This is a genomic window from Escherichia sp. 20412-1 (genome assembly GCF_003027595.1).
Lineage (GTDB): Bacteria > Pseudomonadota > Gammaproteobacteria > Enterobacterales > Enterobacteriaceae > Escherichia > Escherichia marmotae.
Window position 1 is genome coordinate 234,088 of the sequence record NZ_PYQM01000002.1, and the last position, 25,993, is coordinate 260,080.

24 protein-coding genes are annotated in these 25,993 nt (G+C 51.9%); 15 read left to right on the forward strand and 9 right to left on the reverse strand.

Going from position 1 to position 25,993, the window contains the following annotated elements:
* Window positions 1-58: 58 nt before the first annotated feature.
* From fhuA to fhuB, 4 genes are read left to right on the forward strand one after another with little or no spacing between them, the layout of a single operon-like run.
* Window positions 59-2,317 carry a ferrichrome porin FhuA gene (gene fhuA / locus C7B16_RS02795; protein WP_107179332.1) on the forward strand — a complete coding sequence of 753 codons (2,259 nt, stop codon included), beginning with the start codon at window positions 59-61 and terminating at the stop codon, window positions 2,315-2,317.
* Between the two features lie 49 nt (window positions 2,318-2,366).
* Complete coding sequence (fhuC, locus tag C7B16_RS02800; RefSeq protein ID WP_105268228.1) at window positions 2,367-3,164, forward strand: Fe3+-hydroxamate ABC transporter ATP-binding protein FhuC; 798 nt, start codon at window positions 2,367-2,369, stop codon at window positions 3,162-3,164.
* Window positions 3,164-4,054 (forward strand): Fe(3+)-hydroxamate ABC transporter substrate-binding protein FhuD, encoded by an 891-nt coding sequence (gene fhuD / locus C7B16_RS02805; protein WP_038354977.1) that lies wholly within the window; start codon window positions 3,164-3,166, stop codon window positions 4,052-4,054. Before fhuC ends, fhuD begins: the two co-directional genes overlap by 1 nt.
* Window positions 4,051-6,033 (forward strand): Fe(3+)-hydroxamate ABC transporter permease FhuB, encoded by a 1,983-nt coding sequence (gene fhuB, locus C7B16_RS02810; protein WP_107179333.1) that lies wholly within the window; start codon window positions 4,051-4,053, stop codon window positions 6,031-6,033. The genes fhuD and fhuB overlap by 4 nt, the downstream gene beginning before the upstream one ends.
* Before the next feature lie 34 nt (window positions 6,034-6,067).
* Here fhuB and hemL read toward each other — a convergent pair whose 3' ends face one another.
* Window positions 6,068-7,348, reverse strand: a complete 1,281-nt coding sequence (gene hemL, locus C7B16_RS02815) for a glutamate-1-semialdehyde 2,1-aminomutase (protein WP_000045318.1) — start codon at window positions 7,346-7,348, stop codon at window positions 6,068-6,070.
* Between the two features lie 165 nt (window positions 7,349-7,513).
* Here hemL and C7B16_RS24970 point away from each other — a divergent pair, with 165 nt between their 5' ends.
* From C7B16_RS24970 to erpA, 4 genes are read left to right on the forward strand one after another with little or no spacing between them, the layout of a single operon-like run.
* Window positions 7,514-7,561, forward strand: a complete 48-nt coding sequence (locus C7B16_RS24970) for a hypothetical protein (protein ID WP_214678600.1) — start codon at window positions 7,514-7,516, stop codon at window positions 7,559-7,561.
* 11 nt (window positions 7,562-7,572) lie between these two features.
* Window positions 7,573-8,994 (forward strand): H(+)/Cl(-) exchange transporter ClcA, encoded by a 1,422-nt coding sequence (gene clcA / locus C7B16_RS02820; protein WP_000845418.1) that lies wholly within the window; start codon window positions 7,573-7,575, stop codon window positions 8,992-8,994.
* Between the two features lie 23 nt (window positions 8,995-9,017).
* Entirely contained in the window at window positions 9,018-9,083 is a 66-nt protein-coding gene (gene yadW / locus C7B16_RS24480) for a small protein YadW (protein WP_122983118.1), read from the forward strand.
* A complete protein-coding gene (gene erpA / locus C7B16_RS02825; RefSeq protein ID WP_001295564.1) occupies window positions 9,076-9,420 on the forward strand; it encodes an iron-sulfur cluster insertion protein ErpA in 345 nt (114 codons plus the stop codon). The genes yadW and erpA overlap by 8 nt, the downstream gene beginning before the upstream one ends.
* Window positions 9,421-9,464: 44 nt before the next feature.
* Here erpA and C7B16_RS02830 read toward each other — a convergent pair whose 3' ends face one another.
* From C7B16_RS02830 to mtnN, 3 genes are read right to left on the reverse strand one after another with little or no spacing between them, the layout of a single operon-like run.
* Window positions 9,465-10,088, reverse strand: coding sequence for a TRIC cation channel family protein (locus tag C7B16_RS02830; RefSeq protein WP_000964219.1), 624 nt, complete (start codon window positions 10,086-10,088; stop codon window positions 9,465-9,467).
* Window positions 10,089-10,125: 37 nt separating this feature from the next.
* Window positions 10,126-10,926, reverse strand: coding sequence for a vitamin B12 ABC transporter substrate-binding protein BtuF (btuF, locus tag C7B16_RS02835; RefSeq protein WP_001129924.1), 801 nt, complete (start codon window positions 10,924-10,926; stop codon window positions 10,126-10,128).
* Window positions 10,919-11,617 carry a 5'-methylthioadenosine/S-adenosylhomocysteine nucleosidase gene (gene mtnN, locus C7B16_RS02840; RefSeq protein WP_000689856.1) on the reverse strand — a complete coding sequence of 233 codons (699 nt, stop codon included), beginning with the start codon at window positions 11,615-11,617 and terminating at the stop codon, window positions 10,919-10,921. The genes btuF and mtnN overlap by 8 nt, the downstream gene beginning before the upstream one ends.
* Window positions 11,618-11,700: 83 nt before the next feature.
* On the opposite strand from mtnN, the gene dgt reads away from it, so the two are divergent.
* The 3 genes from dgt to cdaR all read left to right on the forward strand — a co-directional run bounded on the left by dgt (window position 11,701) and on the right by cdaR (window position 16,084).
* Window positions 11,701-13,218 (forward strand): dGTPase, encoded by a 1,518-nt coding sequence (gene dgt, locus C7B16_RS02845; RefSeq protein ID WP_000192051.1) that lies wholly within the window; start codon window positions 11,701-11,703, stop codon window positions 13,216-13,218.
* Between the two features lie 129 nt (window positions 13,219-13,347).
* Window positions 13,348-14,772 carry a serine endoprotease DegP gene (gene degP, locus C7B16_RS02855; protein WP_001517772.1) on the forward strand — a complete coding sequence of 475 codons (1,425 nt, stop codon included), beginning with the start codon at window positions 13,348-13,350 and terminating at the stop codon, window positions 14,770-14,772.
* 154 nt (window positions 14,773-14,926) lie between these two features.
* Complete coding sequence (gene cdaR / locus C7B16_RS02860) at window positions 14,927-16,084, forward strand: DNA-binding transcriptional regulator CdaR (protein WP_000929415.1); 1,158 nt, start codon at window positions 14,927-14,929, stop codon at window positions 16,082-16,084.
* Between the two features lie 63 nt (window positions 16,085-16,147).
* On the opposite strand, the gene C7B16_RS02865 is transcribed toward cdaR, so the two are convergent.
* The 5 genes from C7B16_RS02865 to map all read right to left on the reverse strand — a co-directional run bounded on the left by C7B16_RS02865 (window position 16,148) and on the right by map (window position 22,060).
* A complete protein-coding gene (locus C7B16_RS02865) occupies window positions 16,148-16,534 on the reverse strand; it encodes a DUF3461 family protein (protein WP_000272188.1) in 387 nt (128 codons plus the stop codon).
* Window positions 16,535-16,692: 158 nt separating this feature from the next.
* The gene (gene yaeI / locus C7B16_RS02870; RefSeq protein WP_107179334.1) at window positions 16,693-17,505 is read right to left on the reverse strand and encodes a phosphodiesterase YaeI; all 813 of its coding nucleotides are present in this window, start codon (window positions 17,503-17,505) and stop codon (window positions 16,693-16,695) included.
* 53 nt (window positions 17,506-17,558) lie between these two features.
* Window positions 17,559-18,383 (reverse strand): 2,3,4,5-tetrahydropyridine-2,6-dicarboxylate N-succinyltransferase, encoded by an 825-nt coding sequence (dapD, locus tag C7B16_RS02875; protein ID WP_107179335.1) that lies wholly within the window; start codon window positions 18,381-18,383, stop codon window positions 17,559-17,561.
* 30 nt (window positions 18,384-18,413) lie between these two features.
* Window positions 18,414-21,086: a bifunctional uridylyltransferase/uridylyl-removing protein GlnD gene (glnD, locus tag C7B16_RS02880; protein WP_107179336.1), complete on the reverse strand. Its 2,673-nt coding sequence runs from the start codon at window positions 21,084-21,086 to the stop codon at window positions 18,414-18,416.
* A gap of 179 nt (window positions 21,087-21,265) precedes the next feature.
* On the reverse strand, window positions 21,266-22,060 hold the full coding sequence (gene map / locus C7B16_RS02885) for a type I methionyl aminopeptidase (protein WP_107179337.1): 795 nt from the start codon (window positions 22,058-22,060) through the stop codon (window positions 21,266-21,268).
* A 367-nt stretch (window positions 22,061-22,427) separates the two neighbouring features.
* Between map and rpsB the strand changes: the two genes are divergently transcribed.
* From rpsB to frr, 4 genes are all read left to right on the forward strand, one after another.
* Window positions 22,428-23,153: a 30S ribosomal protein S2 gene (gene rpsB, locus C7B16_RS02895; RefSeq protein ID WP_000246882.1), complete on the forward strand. Its 726-nt coding sequence runs from the start codon at window positions 22,428-22,430 to the stop codon at window positions 23,151-23,153.
* A 256-nt stretch (window positions 23,154-23,409) separates the two neighbouring features.
* Window positions 23,410-24,261: a translation elongation factor Ts gene (gene tsf / locus C7B16_RS02905; RefSeq protein WP_000818112.1), complete on the forward strand. Its 852-nt coding sequence runs from the start codon at window positions 23,410-23,412 to the stop codon at window positions 24,259-24,261.
* 146 nt (window positions 24,262-24,407) lie between these two features.
* The gene (gene pyrH / locus C7B16_RS02910) at window positions 24,408-25,133 is read left to right on the forward strand and encodes a UMP kinase (protein ID WP_000224575.1); all 726 of its coding nucleotides are present in this window, start codon (window positions 24,408-24,410) and stop codon (window positions 25,131-25,133) included.
* 291 nt (window positions 25,134-25,424) lie between these two features.
* Window positions 25,425-25,982: a ribosome recycling factor gene (frr, locus tag C7B16_RS02915; RefSeq protein WP_000622419.1), complete on the forward strand. Its 558-nt coding sequence runs from the start codon at window positions 25,425-25,427 to the stop codon at window positions 25,980-25,982.
* Window positions 25,983-25,993: the final 11 nt, after the last annotated feature.

Here is a 25,993-nt window from a genome sequence, read left to right on the forward strand (position 1 = left end):
TAATAATCATTCTCGTTTACGTTATCATTCACTTTCACTTTACATCAGAGATATACCAATGGCGCGTTACAAAACTGCTCAGCCAAAACACTCGCTGCGTAAAATCGCAGTCGTAGTAGCCACAGCGGTTAGCGGCATGTCTGTTTATGCACAGGCAGCGGTTGAACCGAAAGAAGAGACTATCACCGTTACCGCTGCACCTGCGCCGCAAGAAAGCGCATGGGGGCCGGCAGCCACTATTGCGGCGCGACAGTCAGCCACCGGTACTAAAACAGATACGCCGATTCAAAAAGTACCGCAGTCTATTTCTGTGGTCACAGCCGAAGAGATGGCGCTACACCAGCCGAAGTCGGTAAAAGAGGCGCTCAGCTACACGCCGGGTGTTGCTGTGGGAACCCGTGGTGCGTCCAACACTTACGATTACTTGATCATCCGCGGATTTGCCGCTGACGGCCAAAGCCAGAACAACTATCTGAATGGCCTGAAGATGCAGGGCAACTTCTATAACGATGCGGTTATCGACCCGTACATGCTGGAGCGCGCTGAAATCATGCGTGGCCCGGTATCTGTGCTTTATGGGAAAAGCAGCCCAGGCGGCCTGTTGAACATGGTCAGCAAGCGCCCGACCACTGAACCGTTGAAAGAAGTGCAGTTTAAAGCCGGGACTGACAGCCTGTTCCAGACCGGTTTTGACTTTAGCGATGCGCTGGATGATGATGGCGTTTACTCTTATCGTCTGACCGGTCTTGCGCGCTCTGCCAATGCCCAGCAAAAGGGCGCGGAAGAGCAGCGTTATGCCATCGCTCCAGCGTTTACCTGGCGTCCGGACGATAAAACCAATTTCACCTTCCTCTCTTACTTCCAGAACGAGCCGGAAACTGGTTATTACGGCTGGTTGCCGAAAGAAGGGACCGTTGATACGCTGCCAAACGGTAAGCGTCTGCCGACTGACTTTAATGAAGGGGCGAAGAACAACACCTATTCTCGTAATGAGAAGATGATTGGCTACAGCTTCGACCACGAATTTAATGACACCTTTACCGTGCGTCAGAACCTGCGCTTTGCGCAAAATAAAGTCTCGCAAAAGAGCGTATATGGCTACGGCATGTGCTCCGATCCGCTGTATACCAAAGACGACGATGCACTCAAGGCAAGTCCATGTTTAAGTATCCCACAGTCAGAATGGAACCATACGCTGACTCGTCAGTACGTTATCGATAACGAGAAATTAGAAAACTTCTCTGTTGATACCCAGTTGCAAAGCAAATTCACAACCGGCTTAGTTGATCACACTCTGCTGACTGGCGTTGACTTTATGCGTATGCGTAATGACATCGACTCCTGGTTTGGCTATGCCGGTTCCGTTGCACCGTCTGATATCTATAATTTAGACCGGAGTGACTTTGATTTTGCCGCTCACCCGAATCCGTCTGGTCCATACCGCGTTCTGATTAAACAGAAACAAACCGGTCTGTATGTTCAGGATCAGGCGCAGTGGGATAAAGTGCTGGTGACTCTGGGCGGTCGCTACGACTGGGCCGATCAGTCATCTTTCAATCGTGATTACGGTAATAAGTCAGAACGTGATGACAAACAGTTCACCTGGCGTGGCGGCGTAAACTACCTGTTTGATAACGGCGTAACACCGTACTTCAGCTACAGTGAATCGTTCGAACCTGCGTCCTTGACCGATGCAGGTGGTAATCTGTTTGCGCCTTCAAAAGGCAAACAGTATGAAGTCGGCATGAAATACGTACCGGAAGAACGCCCAATTGTAGTAACTGGCGCATTGTATCAGCTTACCAAAACTAACAACCTGATGGCGGATCCGAATAATCCAAATTTCTCGGTTGAAGGTGGTGAGATCCGCGCGCGTGGCGTAGAAATCGAAGCAAAAGCGGCGCTGTCGGCAAGTGTTAACGTGGTCGGTTCTTATACCTACACCGATGCGGAATACACCACCGATACTACCTACAAAGGTAATACGCCTGCGCAGGTGCCAAAACACATGGCTTCTCTGTGGGCTGACTATACCTTCTTTGACGGCCCGCTTTCTGGCCTGACGCTGGGTACTGGCGGTCGTTATACTGGCTCCAGCTACGGTGATCCGGCTAACTCCTTTAAAGTGGGAAGTTATACGGTAGTTGATGCGTTAGTGCGTTATGATCTGGCGCGAGTTGGTATGGCTGGCTCCAACGTGGCGCTGCATGTTAACAACCTGTTCGATCGTGAATACGTCGCCAGTTGCTTTAACACCTATGGCTGCTTCTGGGGCGCAGAACGTCAGGTCGTTGCAACCGCAACCTTCCGTTTCTAATTTTCGCTTTGGGCACGGATTTCCGTGCCCGCTTCACAAGTTGGCTGTTATGCAGGAATACACGAATCATTCCGATACCACTTTTGCACTGCGTAATATTTCCTTTCGTGTGCCGGGGCGCACGCTTTTGCATCCGCTGTCGTTAACCTTTCCTGCCGGGAAAGTGACCGGCCTGATTGGTCACAACGGTTCTGGTAAATCCACACTGCTCAAAATGCTGGGACGTCATCAGCCGCCGTCGGAAGGCGAAATTCTTCTTGATGCCCAGCCGTTGGAAAGCTGGAGCAGTAAAGCCTTTGCCCGCAAAGTCGCTTATTTGCCGCAGCAGATTCCTCCGGCTGAAGGGATGACCGTGCGCGAACTGGTGGCGATTGGTCGCTATCCGTGGCACGGCGCGTTGGGGCGATTTGGCGTGGCAGATCGCGAAAAGGTCGAAGAAGCCATCGCTCTTGTCGGCTTAAAACCACTGGCGCATCGGCTGGTGGATAGCCTTTCTGGCGGTGAACGTCAGCGAGCGTGGATCGCCATGCTGGTAGCGCAGGATAGCCGATGCCTGCTGCTGGATGAACCGACCTCGGCGCTGGATATCGCTCATCAGGTTGACGTGTTGGCGCTGGTGCATCGTTTAAGCCAGGAACGCGGCCTGACGGTGATTGCTGTGCTGCACGATATCAATATGGCGGCGCGTTACTGTGATTATCTGGTCGCCCTGCGCGGCGGTGAAATGATTGCTCAGGGAGCGCCTGCGGAAATTATGCGCGGCGAAACCCTCGAAATGATTTATGGCATCCCGATGGGTATTTTGCCGCATCCGGCGGGTGCCGCACCTGTGAGTTTTGTTTATTGATGAGCGGCTTACCTCTTCTTTCGCGTCGTCGACTGTTAACGGCGATGGCGCTTTCTCCGTTGTTATGGCAGATGAATACCGCTCGCGCGGCGGCGATTGATCCGCATCGTATTGTGGCGCTGGAGTGGTTGCCGGTGGAACTGTTACTGGCGCTCGGCATCATGCCTTACGGTGTGGCGGACACCATTAACTATCGACTGTGGGTCAGCGAACCGCCATTACCGGAATCGGTGATTGACGTTGGTTTGCGTACAGAACCTAACCTCGAACTACTGACCGAAATGAAACCGTCGTTTATGGTCTGGTCGGCAGGATATGGCCCTTCGCCAGAAATGCTGGCACGCATTGCACCGGGGCGCGGATTTAACTTCAGCGACGGCAAGCAGCCACTGATGATGGCGCGTAAATCACTGATGGAAATGGCGGATTTGCTCAACCTGCAAAGCGCGGCAGAAAAGCATTTAGCGCAATATGAAAAATTTATCCGCAGTATGAAACCCCGCTTTGTAAAGCGTGGAGCGCGCCCGTTATTGCTGACGTCGCTTCTCGATCCGCGCCATATGCTGGTCTTCGGTCCAAACAGCTTGTTCCAGGAAATTCTCGATGAGTACGGTATTGTGAATGCATGGCAAGGGGAAACCAACTTCTGGGGCAGTACCGCGGTCAGTATTGATCGTCTGGCGGCGTATAAAGATGTTGATGTGCTGTGTTTTGATCACGATAACAGTAAGGACATGGACGCGTTAATGGCGACACCGCTGTGGCAGGCCATGCCGTTTGTCCGTGCAGGGCGTTTTCAACGCGTACCCGCAGTTTGGTTCTATGGCGCGACGCTTTCGGCAATGCACTTTGTGCGCATTCTGGATAACGCCATTGGAGGCCAGGCGTGAGTAAACGAATTGCGCTTTTTCCGGCGTTATTGTTGGCGTTGCTGGTGATTGCCGCTGTGGTGCTCACCTGGATGAACTTCTCGCATGCGCTGCCGCGTAGCCAGTGGACTCAGGCAATCTGGTCGCCGGATATTGACGTCATTGAGCAGATGATTTTTCACTACAGCTTGCTGCCGCGTCTGGCTATTTCGCTGCTGGTTGGCGCGGGTCTGGGGCTGGTTGGCGTGCTGTTTCAGCAAGTGCTACGTAACCCGCTGGCGGAACCGACCACGCTTGGCGTCGCAACGGGCGCGCAACTGGGGATTACCGTCACCACGCTGTGGGTGATTCCTGGTGTGGCGGCAAGTCAGTTCGCCGCGCTGGCGGGGGCTTGTGTGGTTGGCTTAATCGTCTTTGGCGTCGCGTGGGGTAAACGCCTTTCGCCAGTGACGTTGATCCTCGCGGGTCTGGTCGTGAGCCTTTATTGCGGGGCAATCAACCAGTTACTGGTCATTTTTCATCATGACCAGTTGCAAAGCATGTTCCTGTGGAGCACCGGTACGCTGACGCAAACCGACTGGGGCGGCGTTGAACGTTTATGGCCGCAGTTACTGGGCGGCGTGATGCTGACATTGCTACTACTGCGCCCGTTAACCCTGATGGGGCTTGATGATGGCGTGGCGCGCAATCTGGGGCTGGCACTGTCGCTGGCGCGTCTGGCTGCGCTGTCTCTGGCGATTGTTATCAGCGCCTTGCTGGTGAACGCGGTCGGGATTATCGGCTTTATCGGTTTGTTCGCGCCGCTGCTGGCGAAAATGCTGGGCGCGCGTCGTCTGCTGCCGCGGCTGATGCTGGCGTCACTGATTGGGGCACTCATTCTCTGGCTTTCCGATCAGATAATTCTCTGGCTAACCCGCGTATGGATGGAAGTTTCCACCGGATCGGTCACTGCACTGATTGGTGCGCCGCTGCTGCTATGGCTGCTGCCACGTTTACGCAGCATTAGCGCGCCGGATATGAAGGTTAACGATCGGGTCGCGATTGAACGCCAACATGTGCTGGCGTTTGCCCTCGCTGGTGGTGTGCTGCTGCTGATTGTCGTAGTGGTGGCGCTGTCGTTTGGTCGTGATTCGCAAGGCTGGACGTGGGCGAGTGGGGTACTGCTTGAGGATTTAATGCCCTGGCGCTGGCCGCGAATTATGGCGGCACTGTTTGCAGGCGTGATGCTGGCAGTGGCTGGCTGTATTATTCAGCGGCTGACCGGAAACCCGATGGCAAGCCCCGAAGTGCTGGGGATCAGCTCTGGTGCGGCGTTTGGCGTAGTGCTGATGCTGTTTCTGGTGCCGGGAAACGCCTTTGGCTGGTTGCTGCCCGCGGGAAGTCTCGGTGCGGCGGTGACGCTGTTGATCATTATGATCGCCGCCGGGCGCGGTGGATTTTCACCACATCGGATGCTGCTGGCGGGGATGGCATTAAGCACCGCGTTCACTATGCTGCTGATGATGTTGCAGGCGAGCGGCGATCCACGTATGGCGCAAGTGCTGACCTGGATTTCCGGTTCGACCTACAATGCCACCGATGCGCAGGTCTGGCGCACCGGAATTGTGATGGTGATTTTGCTGGCAATTACGCCGCTGTGCCGTCGCTGGCTGACCATTTTACCGCTGGGTGGTGATACCGCACGAGCCGTGGGGATGGCGCTGACGCCGACGCGAGTTGCGTTGCTGATGCTGGCGGCCTGTCTGACGGCGACCGCGACAATGACCATTGGGCCATTGAGTTTTGTTGGTCTGATGGCACCACATATTGCACGGATGATGGGCTTTCGACGGACGATGCCGCACATTGTGATTTCGGCGCTGGTGGGTGGTTTGCTGCTGGTGTTTGCGGACTGGTGCGGGCGGATGGTGTTGTTTCCGTTCCAGATCCCGGCGGGATTATTGTCGACGTTTATCGGCGCGCCGTATTTTATTTATTTGCTGAGAAAGCAGAGCCGTTAATAAAATGCCTCGCCCGGTGGGCGAGGCAAAATCATCACAACTTAGCAAACACCCGACGTGCGGCATCGATGGTGTTATTGATATCTTCCATGCTGTGCGCCACGGACATAAAGCCCGCTTCAAACGCTGACGGTGCCAGGTAAACACCTTCGTCCAGCATCATATGGAAGAAACGCTTAAAGCGTTCCACGTCACAGGCCATTACGTCCTGATAACACGTCACTGACCCGGCATCGGTAAAGAAAATACCGAACATGCCGCCAACGTGGTTCACAACCAGAGGAATCCCCGCTTCTTCTGCCGCTTCCAACAAGCCTTCCGCCAGACGTGTTGTCAGCTCATCCAGTGTCTCGTGAACACCCGGCTGCGCGACTTCATTCAGACAGGCGAAACCGGCTGCCATCGCAATTGGGTTACCGGAAAGTGTACCCGCCTGATACACCGGGCCGGTCGGGGCCAGCGCATCCATCACATCACGACGGCCGCCGAAGGCACCAACAGGCATCCCGCCGCCAATGATTTTGCCCAGACAGGTGAGATCCGGCACGACACCGTAATAATCCTGTGCACCCGCCAGCGCCACGCGGAAGCCGGTCATTACTTCATCAATGATTAGCAACGCGCCAAACTCGTCACACAGCGCGCGCAGACCCGGCAGAAACTCCGGCAACGGCGGAACGCAGTTCATGTTACCGGCTACCGGTTCAACGATAATACAGGCAATTTCTTCCGGGTACTGCTCAAACGCGGCGCGTACAGACGCCAGATCGTTATAGGTACAGGTTAAGGTATGTTTGGCGAAATCCGCCGGAACGCCCGGAGAGTTCGGTTGACCCAGCGTCAGTGCGCCAGATCCTGCTTTCACTAACAGACAGTCGGCGTGGCCGTGGTAACAACCTTCGAATTTAATGATTTTATCGCGGCCGGTAAAACCACGGGCGAGGCGGATAGCGCTCATCGTCGCTTCGGTGCCGGAGTTCACCATACGCACCATATCCATCGTCGGCACCAGTTCGGTCACCAGTTCCGCCATTTTTACTTCCATTTCGGTCGGCGCACCAAAGCTCAGACCGCGCCCGGCGGCTTCAATTACTGCGTTACGGATCGCCGGGTGGTTATGGCCCAGCACCATCGGCCCCCAGGAACCGACATAATCGATATACGCTTTGCCATCAACATCGTACAGATAAGCGCCGTCCGCTTTTTCGATAAACAGTGGAGTGCCGCCCACGCCGGTAAAAGCGCGAACAGGGGAGTTCACACCGCCAGGGATCAGCTCGCGCGCTGCGCTGTAAAGATTTTCAGACTTACTCATGGAGGGTTCCTGATTCGTAGAAAAAGTGAATGGCTGCTATTCTATGTTACTCATAACAAGTTAAATACTCGTCAAGCATCAGGTTGCTTGTACTGCGGCAACCCGGATTTCTAAGAGTATAAAAGTTTTGCGCATTTGAAACATTACGCTTTGCAAAGGATTTTCATCGAACGAGCGAGTAGAATGCCGTCATCTTATTTGTATGACCAATAAGTGATCATTGGATGAAAACTGATACACCCTCTTCTGAAATACCGCAGGCTGCGCGTCTGCGACGCAGACAACTGATTCGTCAACTTCTTGAGCGCGACAAAACGCCATTAGCCATTTTGTTTATGGCTGCGGTCGTTGGCACCCTTGTCGGGCTGGCAGCAGTAGCTTTTGACAAAGGCGTCGCCTGGTTGCAGAACCAACGTATGGGCGCGCTGGTACATACTGCCGACAATTACCCACTTTTGTTGACCGTCGCTTTTCTCTGTTCGGCGGTGCTGGCGATGTTCGGTTATTTTTTGGTGCGCAAATACGCGCCGGAAGCAGGTGGTTCGGGTATTCCGGAAATTGAAGGCGCGCTGGAAGATCAACGTCCCGTCCGCTGGTGGCGTGTATTGCCGGTGAAGTTCTTTGGTGGTCTGGGAACGTTGGGCGGTGGCATGGTGCTGGGACGTGAAGGGCCAACCGTACAGATCGGCGGTAACATTGGCCGCATGGTGCTTGATATTTTCCGCATGAAAGGTGATGAAGCTCGTCACACGTTGCTGGCAACCGGTGCGGCGGCGGGGCTGGCGGCGGCCTTTAACGCGCCGCTCGCGGGCATTCTTTTTATTATCGAAGAGATGCGTCCGCAATTCCGCTATACGCTAATTTCGATTAAAGCGGTATTTATTGGCGTCATTATGTCGACCATTATGTACCGGATATTTAATCACGAAGTCGCGTTAATTGACGTAGGTAAACTCTCTGATGCGCCGCTCAATACGCTCTGGCTTTATCTGATCCTCGGTATTATTTTTGGTATCTTCGGCCCTATTTTTAATAAATGGGTGCTGGGGATGCAGGATTTGTTGCACCGTGTGCACGGCGGCAATATCACGAAATGGGTGCTGATGGGTGGTGCGATTGGCGGCCTGTGTGGCTTGCTTGGTTTCGTTGCGCCAGAAACTTCGGGCGGCGGTTTTAACCTGATTCCTATCGCGACAGCAGGGAATTTCAGCATGGGAATGCTGATTTTTATTTTTGTTGCGCGGGTGATCACCACACTGCTCTGCTTTTCTTCTGGTGCACCGGGCGGTATTTTCGCCCCGATGCTGGCGCTTGGTACGGTTTTGGGAACGGCATTTGGCATGGTCGCTACGGAACTGTTTCCGCAATATCACCTTGAAGCAGGGACATTTGCTATTGCTGGAATGGGCGCGTTACTGGCGGCATCCGTTCGTGCGCCGCTAACCGGGATAATATTGGTACTTGAGATGACAGATAACTATCAGCTCATTTTGCCAATGATTATTACTGGTCTTGGCGCAACACTATTAGCACAATTTACCGGCGGAAAACCGCTATACTCAGCGATTCTTGCCCGCACGCTGGCAAAACAGGAAGCGGAACAACTGGCGCGAAGCAAGGCCGCGGCTGCCAGCGAGAATACTTGAACGAAATACCAGGGTATTAGATAATGGCGCTTATTATTGGGTTAGAATTTGCCCAATTGCCGATGTCGTTTGGAGCAAAATATGAGTGATGACGTAGCACTGCCGCTGGAATTTACCGACGCAGCAGCCAACAAAGTTAAAAGCCTGATCGCTGATGAAGATAACCCGAATCTGAAGTTACGCGTGTATATCACTGGTGGCGGTTGCAGCGGCTTCCAGTATGGTTTCACCTTTGATGATCAGGTGAACGAAGGCGATATGACTATCGAAAAACAGGGCGTAGGCCTGGTGGTTGACCCGATGAGTCTGCAATACCTGGTCGGCGGTTCCGTTGACTATACCGAAGGTCTGGAAGGTTCACGTTTCATCGTGACCAACCCGAACGCGAAAAGCACCTGCGGTTGCGGTTCTTCCTTCAGCATCTAATCTGCTTTTAATATGCCGGATAACCTATCCGGCATATCTTCTCTTCAACGTCCATTATCATCCAGTGCAAACGTCGGTAGTTTAAGATGCCAACGGATAGCTGCCAGCCGAATCAATAGCGTTACAACCATCCCCATCATACTGGCTGTTTCCAGCGGTACGGAGAACGTGTAATGGGCTGTAGCGTGGACAATACCGCCGATAATGCAGGCCGTCGCGTAGATTTCTGTGCGTAATATCATCGGGATTTCACGCGCCAGTACATCCCGGATGATCCCGCCGCCAACGCCGGTGATCACACCCATACAAACGGCAATCAGTGGGCCTGCTTCCGCATTAAAGGCTTTGTTGACACCAATACCAACAAACACCGCCAGGCCAACCGCGTCAAGCACAGGCAGCATCCATTTTGGTAAGCGTCTTGGCTGGCGTACCAGAACGATAGTCAACATACTGGTCACCATCGCGACGACCAGGTCTGTGGGATCTTTCACCCAAAATACCGGACCGTGATCCAGCGCCATGTCGCGAATTGTCCCGCCACCTACTGCGGTAACCACGCCCAGAACCAGGACGCCAAAAGGGTCCATACGCAATTTTCCGGCTAGCAAAACGCCGGAGATGGCAAATACCGCTGTGCCGACTATATCCAGCCAATAGACGAGCATTTCTCAATCCCCACTGAGCACCTGAAAATATCAGGCGCTAATCCACCTGTGAAAGCGCATTACAGAGTTGTTGTGCAGCGAGGATAATACGTGGGCTTGCGCGTTCAAACCAGTCGCTCGTGAGAGGAATAACGGGAATTTTGAGCTGTTCGCCCCAGTATTGCTTTATTTTAGGAATTTTATCCGCTCCGCCCGTGATGACAATAGCCTGTGGGGCGCGTGCTAATACCTGTTCGCGGCTAACCTGCGGCCAGGGAACCCGGCTGTCTTTAAAGATGTTTTCTCCGCCGCAAACTTCCAGCACCTGGTTCTGAATCGACTCTTTTCCGCTGGTGAACGGCGGATTAATGCCGAATTGTAAGAAAACACGTTTTTTAGGTTTATCAGCATATTGCGCTTTCAGTTGCGCATACTGTTCCAGTAAGGTTTGCGCGGCTTGCCCGGCTTTGTCTGGCTGCGGGCTCCAGGGTGCCAGTTGGCGTAGCGCATCAGCAATTTGTTCAATGCTTGTCGCATCGACCCACATCACTTTTATTCCCAGCGAAATCAGTTGGTCAACCTGCCGCTCGGCATTGCCCCCGCGCCAGGCAATCACCAGATCGGGCTTCAGCGCCACGATGCGCTCCAGATTCATCCCCTGCCAGGTGGAAACCTGCTCAATCTTCCGGGCTTCTGGTGGATAGTCGGAATAACTGCTGACCCCTACCGGGGTGATCCCGGCGGCAAAGGCAAGTTCAGTGTTGGCGGGAGAAAGAGTGATAACGCGCGGCGCGGCGTTGAGCCACAGCGGCGCGAGAAAAGACAGGGCGACCAGCGCCCTGAACAGTGACTTAGCCATGAGTCAGTTTCTGCACCAGTGACTCAACCATCAGGCTGGACTGTTTGGCTGCAACGGCCAGAAATTCGTCGAAGCTGAGATGAGACTGCTGATCGGCCACGTCAGAGATGGCGCGTACCACCACAAACGGTACGTTAAAATTGTGGCAGACATGAGCGATAGCCGTCGCTTCCATCTCTACCGCAATGGCTTGCGGGAAGTTGTGACGGATTTTCGCCAGAGCAACGGAGCCGTTGATGAAAGCGTCACCACTGACAATCAGACCGCGCACGGCGTTAAGATTCAGTTCGGCAATGCAGGACTCGGCAGCCGCGATCAATTTATCATCAGCTTTGAAGCCTGCCGGGCAGCCAGGTAGCTGACCGTATTCGTAGCCAAATGCCGTCACGTCGGCGTCGTGATAACGTGTTTCGTCAGAGACAACGATATCGCCTACTTTCAGCGTTGATGCCAGCCCCCCCGCAGAACCGGTGTTAATAATCACATCTGGCTTGCAGTGCTCCAGCAGTAGAGTCGCACCCAGCGCCGCAGCGACTTTACCGATACCCGATTTCAGAAGCGCAACCTCGGTTCCGTTCAGTTGACCCGTGTAGATTTCACAGCCACCCAGGCGGAGAGTTTGACGGTTTTCGATTTTGTCACGCAGCAGCGTAACTTCTTCTTCCATTGCACCAATGATGCCGATTTTCATAGATTTACTCGCGATAAGCCCGATTTGAGGGCATAGTTTATCATGCGCTTAAGGGGAAGCGTATTTCTCACGCGGGAGAGGACATGACACAGATTGATTTCCGAAAAAAAATAAACTGGCATCGTCGTTATCGTTCACCGCAGGGCGTTAAAACCGAGCATGAGATCCTGCGGATCTTTGAAAGCGATCGGGGACGTATTATCAACTCCCCGGCAATTCGCCGTCTGCAACAAAAGACCCAGGTCTTCCCACTTGAGCGTAATGCCGCCGTGCGCACGCGTCTTACCCACTCTATGGAAGTGCAGCAGGTAGGGCGCTATATCGCCAAAGAGATATTAAGTCGTCTGAAAGAGCTTAAATTGTTGGAGGAGTATGGTCTGGACGAGCTGACCGGCCCCTTTGAAAGCATTGTTGAGATGTCATGCCTGATGCACGATATCGGTAACCCGCCGTTTGGTCATTTTGGCGAAGCGGCGATTAATGACTGGTTTCGCCAGCGTTTGTACCCGGGGGATGCCGAAAGTCAGCCGCTGACCGATGATCGCTGTCGTGTGGCAACGTTGCGATTAAGGGAAGGAGAGGAACCGCTTAATGAATTGCGGCGCAAAATTCGTCAGGATTTATGTCATTTTGAAGGCAATGCGCAGGGGATTCGCCTGGTGCATACATTGATGCGGATGAATCTCACCTGGGCGCAGGTTGGCGGTATTTTAAAATATACCCGTCCGGCGTGGTGGCGTGGTGATACGCCTGAGACGCATAACTATTTAATGAAAAAGCCGGGCTATTATCTTTCCGAAGAAGTCTATATTTCCCGTTTGCGTAAAGAACTTAATTTGGCTCTTTACAGTCGTTTTCCATTAACGTGGATTATGGAAGCTGCCGACGATATCTCTTATTGTGTGGCTGATCTTGAAGATGCGGTTGAGAAAAGAATATTTACCGTTGAACAGCTTTATCATCATCTCCACGAGGCATGGGGTCAGCATGAGAAAGGTTCGCTGTTTGCACAGGTAGTAGAAAATGCCTGGGAAAAATCACGCTCAAATAGCTTAAGTCGCAGCACGGAAGATCAGTTTTTTATGTATTTACGGGTTAATACTCTCAATAAACTGGTGCCTTATGCGGCACAACGATTTATTGATAATTTACCGACGATTTTTGCCGGAACGTTTAATCATGCGCTGTTGGAAGATGCCAGTGAATGTAGCGATCTTCTGAAGTTATATAAAAATGTCGCCGTAAAACATGTATTTAGCCATCCAGATGTCGAGCAGCTTGAATTACAGGGCTACCGGGTGATTAGTGGGTTATTAGAGATTTATCGTCCTTTATTAAGTTTGTCGTTATCAGACTTTACTGAACTGGTAGAAAAAGAACGGGTGAAACGTTTCCCGATTGAATCGCGCTTATTCCACAAGCTCTCCACGCGCCATCGGCTGGCCTATGTCGAGGCCGTCAGTAAATTATCGTCAGATTCTCCTGAATTTCCTCTATGGGAATATTATTATCGCTGCCGCCTGCTACAGGATTATATCAGCGGTATGACAGACCTCTATGCGTGGGATGAATACCGGCGTCTGATGGCTGTAGAACAATAACCAGGCTTTTGTAAAGACGGACAATAAATTTTTACTTTTTGCAGAAACTTTAGTTCGGAACTTCGCGCTATAAAACGAATCTGAAGAACACAGCAATTTTGCGTTATCTGTTAATCGAGACTGAAATACATGAAAAAAACCACATTAGCACTGAGTGCACTGGCTCTGAGTTTAGGTTTGGCGTTATCTCCGCTCTCTGCAACGGCGGCTGAGACTTCTTCAGCAACGACAGCCCAGCAGATGCCAAGCCTTGCACCGATGCTCGAAAAGGTGATGCCTTCAGTGGTCAGCATTAACGTAGAAGGTAGCACAACCGTTAATACGCCGCGTATGCCGCGTAATTTCCAGCAGTTCTTCGGTGATGATTCTCCGTTCTGCCAGGACGGTTCTCCGTTCCAGAGTTCTCCGTTCTGCCAGGGTGGCCAGGGCGGTAACGGCGGCGGTCAGCAACAAAAATTCATGGCGCTGGGTTCCGGTGTCATCATTGATGCCGATAAAGGCTATGTTGTTACCAACAACCACGTTGTTGATAACGCGACGGTCATTAAAGTTCAACTGAGCGATGGCCGTAAGTTCGACGCGAAGATGGTTGGCAAAGATCCGCGCTCTGATATCGCGCTGATCCAGATCCAGAATCCGAAAAACCTGACTGCAATTAAGATGGCGGATTCCGATGCGCTGCGTGTAGGTGATTACACCGTAGCAATCGGCAACCCGTTCGGTCTGGGCGAGACGGTAACTTCCGGTATCGTCTCTGCACTGGGACGTAGCGGCCTGAACGCCGAAAACTACGAAAACTTCATCCAGACCGATGCCGCAATCAACCGCGGTAACTCCGGTGGCGCGCTGGTTAACCTGAACGGCGAACTGATCGGCATTAACACCGCGATCCTCGCGCCGGACGGCGGTAACATCGGTATCGGTTTTGCTATCCCGAGTAACATGGTGAAAAACCTGACCTCGCAGATGGTGGAATTCGGCCAGGTGAAACGCGGCGAGCTGGGTATTATGGGAACCGAGCTGAACTCTGAACTGGCGAAAGCAATGAAAGTTGACGCCCAGCGCGGTGCTTTCGTAAGTCAGGTTCTGCCGAACTCTTCCGCTGCGAAAGCTGGCATTAAAGCGGGTGATGTGATCACCTCACTGAACGGTAAACCGATCAGCAGCTTTGCCGCGCTGCGTGCCCAGGTTGGCACCATGCCGGTGGGTAGCAAACTGACCCTGGGCTTACTGCGCGATGGTAAGCAGGTTAACGTGAACCTGGAACTGCAGCAGAGCAGCCAGAATCAGGTTGATTCCAGCTCCATCTTCAACGGTATTGAAGGCGCAGAGATGAGCAACAAAGGCAAAGATCAGGGCGTGGTAGTGAACAACGTGAAAACGGGCACTCCGGCTGCACAGATCGGCCTGAAAAAAGGTGATGTGATTATTGGCGCGAACCAGCAGGCAGTGAAAAATATTGCTGAACTGCGTAAAGTTCTCGACAGCAAACCGTCTGTTCTGGCACTGAACATTCAGCGCGGCGACAGCACCATCTACCTGTTAATGCAGTAATCTCCCTCAACCCCTTCCTGCAAACGGGAAGGGGTTCTCTTTTCAATTTGTGACTCCCTCCACAACTCCATATTTCTGCATTGTCCTTTGTGCATTTGCACAATGCTGTGCGTTGCGTACTTCCTTATGCTAAACCGTGCTCAACGGAGGGCTTATGGCTGGCTGGCATCTTGATACCAAAATGGCGCAGGATATCGTGGCGCGCACTATGCGCATTATCGATACCAATATCAACGTAATGGATGCTCGCGGGCGAATTATCGGCAGCGGCGATCGTGAGCGTATTGGTGAATTGCACGAAGGTGCATTGCTGGTACTTTCGCAGGGGCGAGTAGTCGATATTGATGATGCCGTGGCGCGCCATCTGCATGGTGTGCGACAGGGGATCAATCTACCGTTACGGCTTGAGGGCGAAATTGTCGGCGTGATCGGACTGACCGGTGAACCGGAGCATTTGCGTAAATATGGCGAGCTGGTCTGTATGACGGCAGAAATGATGCTGGAACAGTCACGGTTGATGCACCTGCTGGCGCAGGATAGCCGACTGCGTGAAGAGCTGGTGATGCATCTGATTCAGGCTGAGGAGAGTACGCCAGCATTAACCGAATGGGCGCAGAGGTTGGGCATCGATCTCAATCAACCCCGCGTAGTAGCCATTGTCGAGGTCGACAGCGGTCAGCTTGGCGTCGATAGCGCGATGGCGGAATTACAGCAACTGCAAAACGCGCTGACTATGCCGGAACGTAATAATCTGGTTGCGATTGTTTCGCTGACTGAAATGGTGGTGCTAAAACCGGCGTTGAATCAGTTTGGGCGCTGGGATGCGGAAGATCATCGTAAGCGAGTTGAACAACTCATTACCCGCATGAAAGAGTATGGTCAGTTACGTTTCCGCGTTTCGCTGGGTAACTATTTTACCGGTCATGGCAGTATTGCCCGTTCTTATCGCACGGCGAAAACGACGATGGTCGTCGGTAAGCAGCGAATGCCAGAAAATCGCTGCTATTTTTATCAGGATCTGATGTTGCCTGTTTTACTTGATAGTTTGCGCGGTGACTGGCAAGCCAACGAACTGGCTCGTCCTCTGGCACGGCTCAAAGCGATGGATAATAACGGTTTGCTACGGCGTACGCTGGCGGCGTGGTTTCGCCATAATGTGCAGCCGCTGGCAACGTCAAAGGCGTTGTTTATCCATCGTAATACGCTGGAGTATCGTCTCAACCGTATCTCTGAATTGACTGGGCTGGATTTGGGTAATTTTGATGACAGGCTGTTGCTGTATGTGGCGTTGCAACTGGATGAAGAGCGGTAGGTTCATAACAAAATTAAAGCCGGGTGATACTTTACCCGGCTCGCAGAATGACATCAGTTACTATTATTTGCGTGTCAGCTTTTCCAGATCCGCCTCAATTTCGCTGATCTTATTGGTCACCACTGACTCCAGGTGACGCAAGTCATCGAGAATTTTACGTTTAAGATCCACTTCGCTACGATCGCGTTGGCAGATTTGATCAAGCTCATCAATGATATAACGCAGATTCGGGCTGATCTCCTGAACTTCTTTATAGCCCTGACCCACACCATCTGCAACCACCGTTTTGCGCTGACGTGGATATTTAAACTTCACGCTCTTGGCAAAAAACTCACCTTTATCTTTCTGGAAATAGATTTTCAGAATATCGTTGTTGGCTTCCTGCCGGAGGCTGTAACGATCAATTTCTTCAGGATTGGTAATACCCAGACTTTTCAGATTGTCGTACATAGCGTTACCTCAAAATGAGTCAGTAAATTGTGCTTATCTTAGCATTTGGCCTGGCCCGCCCGGCTCGACTGTGATCGCAGAAAGCCTTTTTCCAGACTTCTATCATGGCGTAAAAATTAAAAAATTACCTGCTTTATTCTGGCGATAGATTTTACGTTCTACACCAGTTCCAGTATCGTCACTTCCGGACGGCAGTTAAGCCGCAGCCCATACAAACTTCCCACGCCGCGGGTCGTATAGATTTTTCGTTCACCAAACGTATTTAACCCGGTGACGTAGCGTTTATCTTCGACTGGTGCAAAAGATTCGCCAACCAATGGCACGCGTAGCTGCCTGCCATGAGTATGACCGCACAGCATCAGATCCCAGGGGGCATCACGCATGACTTCTTTGCTGTCGGGATTATGTGCCAGCACCAGCCGTGGCAGATTAGCGTCGTTTACGCCGGGAGGGTTACATTGCCCGGCCCATAAATCCCCTGTGCCAACCAGTTCAAATTGTCGATTCTGTGTGGAGAGAACCGTTGCCTCGTTAAACAACACCTTGATACCAGCCGATTTCAGCGCTTCGCTAATTAAGCGATTCTTTTGCGTACCGACGGGGCGATCGTGGTTGCCGTAACAGGCAAATGTCGGCGCACATTCGGCAAGGGGAGATAGTACGCCACCAAACGCCGAAAAATTCAGCGGCATATCAAATAGTACGTAGTCGCCGCCCAGCAATATCAAATCGGGATTTTGCGCCACTCCAAGGGCAATGGCTTCTGATATCAGGGTGAGTGGAACAAAGCGGGAGTAATGGAGATCGGCAAGAAAAAGAATTTTGAACGGTGCGGCTTTATCTTTAAAAAAGGCGATGTGCTGATGGGTTAATTCAAGCCAGCCGGGTTCCAGGTAATGTATATAGCCGAAACCTGAGCCTGCGGCTAACGTTGCGGTGGCAGCCTGTAAAAAACGTCGGCGTGAAATCATCATCTTTCCCTGCAAAGAAAACGGGCAGCATCATGCTGCCCGTGTACATACTCTTAATCGATGGTACGTAGCAGTTCGTTGATGCCGACTTTACCGCGGGTTTTCGCGTCAACTTTCTTAACAATAACAGCACAGTAAAGGCTGTATTTACCATCTTTCGACGGCAGGTTGCCAGAAACAACTACAGAACCTGCCGGAACGCGACCATAGTGGATTTCACCCGTTTCACGGTCGTAAATACGGGTGCTCTGACCGATGTATACGCCCATGGAAATAACGGAACCTTCTTCGACAATTACGCCTTCAACGACTTCAGAACGCGCGCCGATGAAGCAGTTATCTTCAATGATGGTCGGGTTAGCCTGCAGCGGCTCCAGCACACCACCGATACCTACACCGCCAGACAGGTGCACGTTTTTACCAATCTGCGCACAGGAACCGACTGTGGCCCAGGTATCAACCATCGTACCTTCATCAACGTATGCACCGATGTTGACATAAGACGGCATCAGCACAGTGTTACGGGCGATAAACGCACCCTGACGCACTGCCGCGGGTGGCACCACGCGGAAGCCTTCTTTCTGGAAACGTGCTTCGTCGTAGTTGGCGAATTTCATCGGCACTTTATCGAAGTAGCGGCTTTCTGCTCCTTCTACCACCTGATTATCATTAATACGGAAAGAGAGCAGCACCGCTTTTTTTAACCACTGATGCGTCACCCACTGACCGTAAATTTTTTCCGCAACACGCAGTGCGCCGGAATCCAGCAGGGCGATCACCTGATTTACCGCTTCGCGGGTAACGGTGTCTGCATTGGCTGGCGTGATCTCGGCACGGCGTTCAAAAGCGGTCTCAATAATGTTCTGTAACTGCTGCATTGTTAAACTCTTTTCATATCAGTAAACACATCACCCTTTATCGTTTGGATTGAGGGCCTCTGTCAACCGCTGATGTACTTCCTGCTGCAACTCGTTATTAAGTGCACGTCGGTCAGCGGTGGCGATTATGAATAAATCTTCTACTCGCTCACCAATGGTTGTAATTCTGGCACCATGAAGCGAAATTCCCAGATCGGCAAAAATTTTCCCTACCCGTGCCAGCAGTCCAGGCTGGTCGAGAGCAATCAGCTCGAGGAATGATTTTCGGTCGGTATGGGTTGGCAAAAACGTCACTTCGGTTTCAACGGTAAAATGACGCAGTTTGGCGGGTTGACGACGCGGCTGAGGTGGCTGCCAGCTACTTTGTGTCAGTACCTGCTCCAGACCAAAACGAATAACTTCATGGCGATCAGTGGACAGAGGGCTGCCATCTGGCTCCAGCACGATGAAGGTATCCATCGCCATACCGTCGCGGGTGGTGAAAATTTGCGCGTCATGAACGCTTAAATTGCGACGGTCTAACTCGGCACAAACGGCGGCAAACAGGTATGGGCGGTCCGGGCTCCAGATAAAAATCTCGGTGCCACCGCGCGTGGCTTGCGGGCTAAGTAATACCAGCGGCTTACTTAAATCGTGCTGTAATAAATGGCGCGCGTGCCAGGCCAGTTGATTTGGGCTATGGCGGACAAAATAGTTAGCGCGATAGCGCGACCAAATTTGGTGCAGCGCCTCTTCGTCGATGTTATCCATGCGCAACAGAGCCAGCGCCTGAAGCTGGTGATGGCGAACCCGTTCGCGCATATCCGGCGTATTTTGCATTCCGCGTCGTAGCTGCTTTTCGGTAGCAAAATAGAGCTCACGCAACAGACTTTGCTTCCAGCTATTCCACAGCGTTTCGTTAGTGGCACAAATATCAGCCACCGTCAGGCATACCAGATAGCGCAGACGATTTTCCGTTTGTACTTCTTCGGCAAACTGTTTGATGACTTCCGGGTCCTGAATATCACGGCGCTGAGCGGTTACCGACATTAGCAAGTGCTGGCGAACCAGCCAGGCCACCAGTTGCGTTTCGCGCGAGTTCAGCCCGTGGAGTTCAGCAAAATTCACCACGTCTTGTGCGCCGAGTATGGAGTGATCGCCGCCGCGTCCTTTGGCGATATCATGAAACAATGCGGCGATGAAAATCAGCTCCGGCGATGGCAGGCGTGGCCAGACATCCACACACAACGGGTGGCGAGGGCGCGTCTCTTCACTGGCAAAACTTTCCAGTTTCAGCATCACGCGAATGGTGTGTTCATCCACTGTGTAAGCGTGGAACAAGTCAAACTGCATCTGCCCGACGATATGCGACCACTGCGGCATATAGGCACCGAGCACGCTATGACGATGCATTGGCAAAAGTCCGCGACGCACTGCACCAGGGTGTCGAAGAATGCTTAAAAACAGTTTTCGCGCTTCCGGAATATTACACAGCGGTTGTTGCAGATGGCGACGGGCATGGCGCAACTGACGCAGCGTGGTGGAGTAAATACCAGTGATCGCGCTATTGCGCACCATGGTGTAAAACATGCGCAAGATGGCTTCCGGCTGGCGCATAAACAGCGTTTCATCGCGTAGGTCGATCAGCGTACCACGTAGCTGAAATTCATCGTCAATCGGACGTGGTTTTTCATCTGCGGGGAGGGCGAGGATGGCTTCATCGAACAGTTGCAGCAGCATCTGGTTGAGTTCGCTGACGCGACGCGTGACGCGGAAATAATCCTTCATCATTCGTTCGACCGGTTCGTTACCTTCGCCACTGTAATTCAGACGCTGGGCGACGCTTAACTGGCGATCAAACAGCAGTCGGTTATCGTAACGGCTAACGACCAGATGCAGGGCAAAGCGAATGCGCCACAATATATGCAGACACTCGTTTAATTCCGCCCGCTCCGCAGACGTTAAGAAGCCAAACCCCACCATTTCATCCAGCGATGTAGCACCGAAATGTCGGCGGGCGACCCATTGCAGGGTGTGGATATCACGCAAGCCGCCGGGGCTGCTTTTGATATCTGGTTCGAGGTTGTAACTGGTGCCGTGATAACGCTGGTGGCGCTGGTTTTGCTCCTCAACTTTCGCCGCGTAGAACTTGTCAGAAGGCCAGAATCCTTCGCTGAAAATATGCTTTTGCAGTTCGAGAAATAGCGCCACATCGCCAATCAACAGACGTGATTCAATTAAATTGGTGGCGACGGTTAAATCCGATAACCCTTCCAACATACACTCTTCAAGGGTGCGCACGCTATGACCGACTTCCAGCTTCACATCCCAGAGCAGCGTTAACAGTTCGCCCACTTTTTGCGCCTGATCGTCCGGGAGTTTTTTACGACTTAAGATCAGTAAATCGATATCTGAAAGCGGATGTAACTCGCCGCGACCATAGCCACCGACGGCAACCAGCGCCAGATCGGCAATCTGGCTGAAACCCGCTTCTATCCATAAACGTTGCAGGAGCTGGTCGATAAACTCAGTGCGCGCCTCAATCAATTGTTCCGCAGAAATCCCGCTGTCAAAGGCATCGCCCAGCCAACGCTGGAAAGTGTCGATATAGGCTTTTATTCCACAGACGGTTAATTCATCTCGGGGCCAGACGCCAGGGTTTTGCGGTTGACCGGGAAGGGTGGGGAGAGCGGTGTTTGCGTACTGTTCTGGAAGGGTATTCATTGTGCGCCACCCATAAGATTAAATTATCGCATTAAAAAAGCCGGCATTCGCCGGCTTCAGATTGTTGACAAAGTACGCTTTGTTCATGCCGGATGCGGCGTGAACGCCTTATCCGGCCTACAACTTCTTGCAAATGGAGAAGGTAGGACGCATCAGGCAATTTTGCGTTTGTCTTCCTCTTATTCGTCGTGCGAGATTATCGCCGGGATGGTGTCATCCTTGCGTAGCGTCAGAATTTCGCAGCCGTTATCGGTCACTACAATAGTATGCTCGTATTGTGCAGACAAGCTGCGATCTTTGGTTTTTACCGTCCAGCCATCTTTCATGGTGCGGATCTCTTTTTTACCCGCGTTGACCATTGGCTCGATGGTGAAGGTCATCCCCGGTTTCAGCACGACGTTGGTTTCTGGGGAGTCATAGTGCAGCACTTGCGGCTCTTCATGGAAGCCGCGACCAATGCCGTGCCCGCAATATTCACGAACGACGGAGAAGCCTTCTGCTTCGACAAATTTCTGAATTGCCGCGCCGATTTCACGCAGATTAATGCCCGGTTTTACCATACGCAGCGCCAGATACAGGCTCTCTTGCGTAATGCGACACAGGCGTTCGCCCATGATGGTCGGTTTACCGACGATAAACATTTTTGAGGTGTCGCCGTGGAAACCATCTTTGATTACGGTGACGTCAATGTTAACGATGTCGCCGTCTTTCAGCAGTTTGGCGTCGTCCGGGATACCGTGGCACACCACTTCATTAATAGAAATGCAAACGGATTTCGGATAACCGTGATAGCCGAGGCAGGCAGAAACTGCGTGTTGCTGATTAACAATATAATCATTACAGATGCGATCCAGTTCGCCGGTGCTGACGCCCGGTTTAACATACGGTTCGATCATTTCCAGCACTTCGGCAGCCAGGCGGCCAGCGATGCGCATTTTTTCGATATCTTCAGGGGTCTTGATTGAGATAGCCATTAATTCTGTCCATCAGCGTCGGTGATACCGACAATATATATTTAAGTGCTGTCAATGGTATCACACCCTGCCAAATTGAGAATCATTCTGAACTTCGCGAAACGTGCCACCGAGGGTTTCCTGTAATAGAAAATTCATCGTGTGATGTTGTACACCGCACCAACAATTATTGGAGTCCACGGCGTATTTGTGGTATAAAGCGCGCCGGACTTCCGATCCATTTCGTATACACAGACTGGACGGAAGCGACAATCTCACTTTGTGTAACAACACACACGTATCGGCACATATTCCGGGGTGCCCTTTGGGGTCGGTAATATGGGATACGTGGAGGCATAACCCCAACTTTTATATAGAGGTTTTAATCATGGCAACTGTTTCCATGCGCGACATGCTCAAGGCTGGTGTTCACTTCGGTCACCAGACCCGTTACTGGAACCCGAAAATGAAGCCGTTCATTTTCGGTGCGCGTAACAAAGTTCACATCATCAACCTTGAGAAAACTGTACCGATGTTCAACGAAGCTCTGGCTGAACTGAACAAGATTGCTTCTCGCAAAGGTAAAATCCTTTTCGTTGGTACTAAACGCGCTGCAAGCGAAGCGGTGAAAGACGCTGCTCTGAGCTGCGACCAGTTCTTTGTGAACCATCGCTGGCTGGGCGGTATGCTGACTAACTGGAAAACCGTTCGTCAGTCCATCAAACGTCTGAAAGATCTGGAAACTCAGTCTCAGGACGGTACTTTCGACAAGCTGACCAAGAAAGAAGCGCTGATGCGCACTCGTGAGCTGGAGAAACTGGAAAACAGCCTGGGCGGTATCAAAGACATGGGCGGTCTGCCGGACGCTCTGTTTGTAATCGATGCTGACCACGAACACATTGCTATCAAAGAAGCAAACAACCTGGGTATTCCGGTATTTGCTATCGTTGATACCAACTCTGATCCGGACGGTGTTGACTTCGTTATCCCGGGTAACGACGACGCAATCCGTGCTGTAACCCTGTACCTGGGCGCTGTTGCTGCAACCGTTCGTGAAGGCCGTTCTCAGGATCTGGCTTCCCAGGCGGAAGAAAGCTTCGTAGAAGCTGAGTAATAAGGCTTGATAACTCCCCCGAAATAGTTCGAGTTGCAGGAAGGCGGCAAGCTCGAGGATCCCAGAGAGCTTACTTAAGTAAGTGACCTGAGTGAGCGAGCGAAGACAACGCGCCTGCAGCTTGAAATATGAAGGGGAGAGCCCTTATAGACCAGGTAGTACACGTTTGGTTAGGGGGCCTGCATATGGCCCCCTTTTTCACTTTTATATCTGTGCGGTTTAATTCCGGGCAGATCACATCTCCGAGGATTTTAGAATGGCTGAAATTACCGCATCCCTGGTAAAAGAGCTGCGTGAGCGTACTGGCGCAGGCATGATGGATTGCAAAAAAGCACTGACTGAAGCTAACGGCGACATCGAGCTGGCAATCGAAAACATGCGTAAGTCTGGTGCGATCAAAGCAGCGAAAAAAGCAGGCAACGTTGCTGCTGACGGCGTGATCAAAACCAAAATCGACGGCAACTACGGCATCATTCTGGAAGTTAACTGCCAGACTGACTTCGTGGCAAAAGATGCTGGTTTCCAGGCGTTCGCAGACAAAGTGCTGGACGCAGCGGTTGCTGGCAAAATCACTGACGTTGAAGTTCTGAAAGCACAGTTCGAAGAAGAACGTGTTGCGCTGGTAGCGAAAATCGGTGAAAACATCAACATTCGCCGTGTTGCTGCGCTGGAAGGCGACGTTCTGGGTTCTTATCAGCACGGCGCGCGTATCGGCGTTCTGGTTGCTGCTAAAGGCGCTGACGAAGAGCTGGTTAAACACATCGCTATGCATGTTGCTGCAAGCAAACCAGAATTCATCAAACCGGAAGACGTATCCGCTGAAGTGGTAGAGAAAGAATACCAGGTACAGTTGGACATCGCGATGCAGTCTGGTAAGCCGAAAGAAATCGCAGAGAAAATGGTTGAAGGCCGCATGAAGAAATTCACCGGCGAAGTTTCTCTGACCGGTCAGCCGTTCGTTATGGAACCGGCAAAAACTGTTGGTCAACTGCTGAAAGAGCATAACGCTGAAGTGACTGGCTTCATCCGCTTCGAAGTGGGTGAAGGCATCGAGAAAGTTGAGACTGACTTTGCAGCAGAAGTTGCTGCGATGTCCAAGCAGTCTTAATTATCGAAAAGGAGCCGCCTGAGGGCGGCTTCTTTTTGCGCCCATCTTGTAAATTCAGCTAACCCTTATGGGGCTGCGCTGAAAAGCGACGTACAATGTCGCCAGTATTAATTCATTTCAATCGTTGACAGTCTCAGGAAAGAAACATGGCTACCAATGCAAAACCCGTCTATAAACGCATTCTGCTTAAGTTAAGTGGCGAAGCTCTGCAGGGCACTGAAGGCTTCGGTATTGATGCAAGCATACTGGATCGCATGGCTCAGGAAATCAAAGAACTGGTTGAACTGGGTATTCAGGTTGGTGTGGTGATTGGTGGGGGTAACCTGTTCCGTGGTGCTGGTCTGGCGAAAGCGGGTATGAACCGCGTTGTGGGCGACCACATGGGCATGCTGGCGACCGTGATGAACGGCCTGGCAATGCGTGATGCACTGCACCGCGCCTATGTGAACGCTCGTCTGATGTCCGCTATTCCATTGAATGGCGTGTGTGACAGCTACAGTTGGGCCGAAGCTATCAGCCTGTTGCGTAATAACCGTGTGGTGATCCTCTCTGCCGGTACTGGTAACCCATTCTTCACCACTGACTCTGCAGCTTGCCTGCGTGGTATCGAAATTGAAGCCGATGTGGTGCTGAAAGCAACCAAAGTTGACGGTGTGTTTACCGCTGACCCAGCGCAAGATCCAACTGCAACTATGTACGAGCAGTTGACCTACAGTGAAGTGCTGGAGAAAGAACTGAAAGTGATGGACCTGGCTGCCTTTACGCTGGCTCGTGACCACAAATTACCGATTCGTGTTTTCAACATGAACAAACCGGGTGCGCTGCGCCGTGTGGTAATGGGTGAAAAAGAAGGGACTTTGATTACGGAATAATTCCCGTAATGGATAAATAAGGGTAAGATTCCGCATAAGTATCGCGGGGGCGTAAGTCTGATTATAAGGCGTTATTGTTTCAGGCAGTTTGGTCACGGCCAGCGCGCAACAACCGGAGCGTACAAAAGTACGTGAGGATTGCGAGCACTGCCCAGGGTCAAAATGGCAAATAAAATAGTCTAATAATCCAGACGATTACCCGTAATATGTTTAATCAGGGCTATACTTAGCACACTTCCACTGTGTGTGACTGTCTGGTCTGACTGAGACAAGTTTTCAAGGATTCGTAACGTGATTAGCGATATCAGAAAAGATGCTGAAGTACGCATGGACAAATGCGTAGAAGCGTTCAAAACCCAAATCAGCAAAATACGCACGGGTCGTGCTTCTCCCAGCCTGCTGGATGGCATTGTCGTGGAATATTACGGCACGCCGACGCCGCTGCGTCAACTGGCAAGCGTAACGGTAGAAGATTCCCGTACACTGAAAATCAACGTGTTTGATCGTTCAATGTCTCCGGCCGTTGAAAAAGCGATTATGGCGTCCGACCTCGGCCTGAACCCGAACTCTGCGGGTAGCGACATTCGTGTTCCACTGCCTCCGCTGACGGAAGAACGTCGTAAAGATCTGACCAAAATCGTTCGTGGTGAAGCAGAACAAGCACGTGTTGCGGTGCGTAACGTGCGCCGTGACGCGAACGACAAAGTGAAAGCACTGTTGAAAGAAAAAGAGATCAGCGAAGATGATGATCGCCGTTCTCAAGACGATGTACAGAAACTGACTGACGCTGCAATCAAGAAAATTGAAGCGGCGCTGGCAGACAAAGAAGCAGAACTGATGCAGTTCTGATTTCTTGAACG

Coding starts and splice junctions, on each gene's coding strand:
- fhuA (WP_107179332.1), top strand. CDS start 59: ATGGCGCGTTACAAAACTGCTCAGCCAAAACACTCGCTGCGTAAAATC.
- fhuC (WP_105268228.1), top strand. CDS start 2,367: ATGCAGGAATACACGAATCATTCCGATACCACTTTTGCACTGCGTAAT.
- fhuD (WP_038354977.1), top strand. CDS start 3,164: ATGAGCGGCTTACCTCTTCTTTCGCGTCGTCGACTGTTAACGGCGATG.
- hemL (WP_000045318.1), bottom strand. CDS start 7,348: ATGAGTAAGTCTGAAAATCTTTACAGCGCAGCGCGCGAGCTGATCCCT.
- clcA (WP_000845418.1), top strand. CDS start 7,573: ATGAAAACTGATACACCCTCTTCTGAAATACCGCAGGCTGCGCGTCTG.
- erpA (WP_001295564.1), top strand. CDS start 9,076: ATGAGTGATGACGTAGCACTGCCGCTGGAATTTACCGACGCAGCAGCC.
- C7B16_RS02830 (WP_000964219.1), bottom strand. CDS start 10,088: ATGCTCGTCTATTGGCTGGATATAGTCGGCACAGCGGTATTTGCCATC.
- btuF (WP_001129924.1), bottom strand. CDS start 10,926: ATGGCTAAGTCACTGTTCAGGGCGCTGGTCGCCCTGTCTTTTCTCGCG.
- mtnN (WP_000689856.1), bottom strand. CDS start 11,617: ATGAAAATCGGCATCATTGGTGCAATGGAAGAAGAAGTTACGCTGCTG.
- dgt (WP_000192051.1), top strand. CDS start 11,701: ATGACACAGATTGATTTCCGAAAAAAAATAAACTGGCATCGTCGTTAT.
- degP (WP_001517772.1), top strand. CDS start 13,348: ATGAAAAAAACCACATTAGCACTGAGTGCACTGGCTCTGAGTTTAGGT.
- cdaR (WP_000929415.1), top strand. CDS start 14,927: ATGGCTGGCTGGCATCTTGATACCAAAATGGCGCAGGATATCGTGGCG.
- C7B16_RS02865 (WP_000272188.1), bottom strand. CDS start 16,534: ATGTACGACAATCTGAAAAGTCTGGGTATTACCAATCCTGAAGAAATT.
- yaeI (WP_107179334.1), bottom strand. CDS start 17,505: ATGATTTCACGCCGACGTTTTTTACAGGCTGCCACCGCAACGTTAGCC.
- dapD (WP_107179335.1), bottom strand. CDS start 18,383: ATGCAGCAGTTACAGAACATTATTGAGACCGCTTTTGAACGCCGTGCC.
- glnD (WP_107179336.1), bottom strand. CDS start 21,086: ATGAATACCCTTCCAGAACAGTACGCAAACACCGCTCTCCCCACCCTT.
- map (WP_107179337.1), bottom strand. CDS start 22,060: ATGGCTATCTCAATCAAGACCCCTGAAGATATCGAAAAAATGCGCATC.
- rpsB (WP_000246882.1), top strand. CDS start 22,428: ATGGCAACTGTTTCCATGCGCGACATGCTCAAGGCTGGTGTTCACTTC.
- tsf (WP_000818112.1), top strand. CDS start 23,410: ATGGCTGAAATTACCGCATCCCTGGTAAAAGAGCTGCGTGAGCGTACT.
- pyrH (WP_000224575.1), top strand. CDS start 24,408: ATGGCTACCAATGCAAAACCCGTCTATAAACGCATTCTGCTTAAGTTA.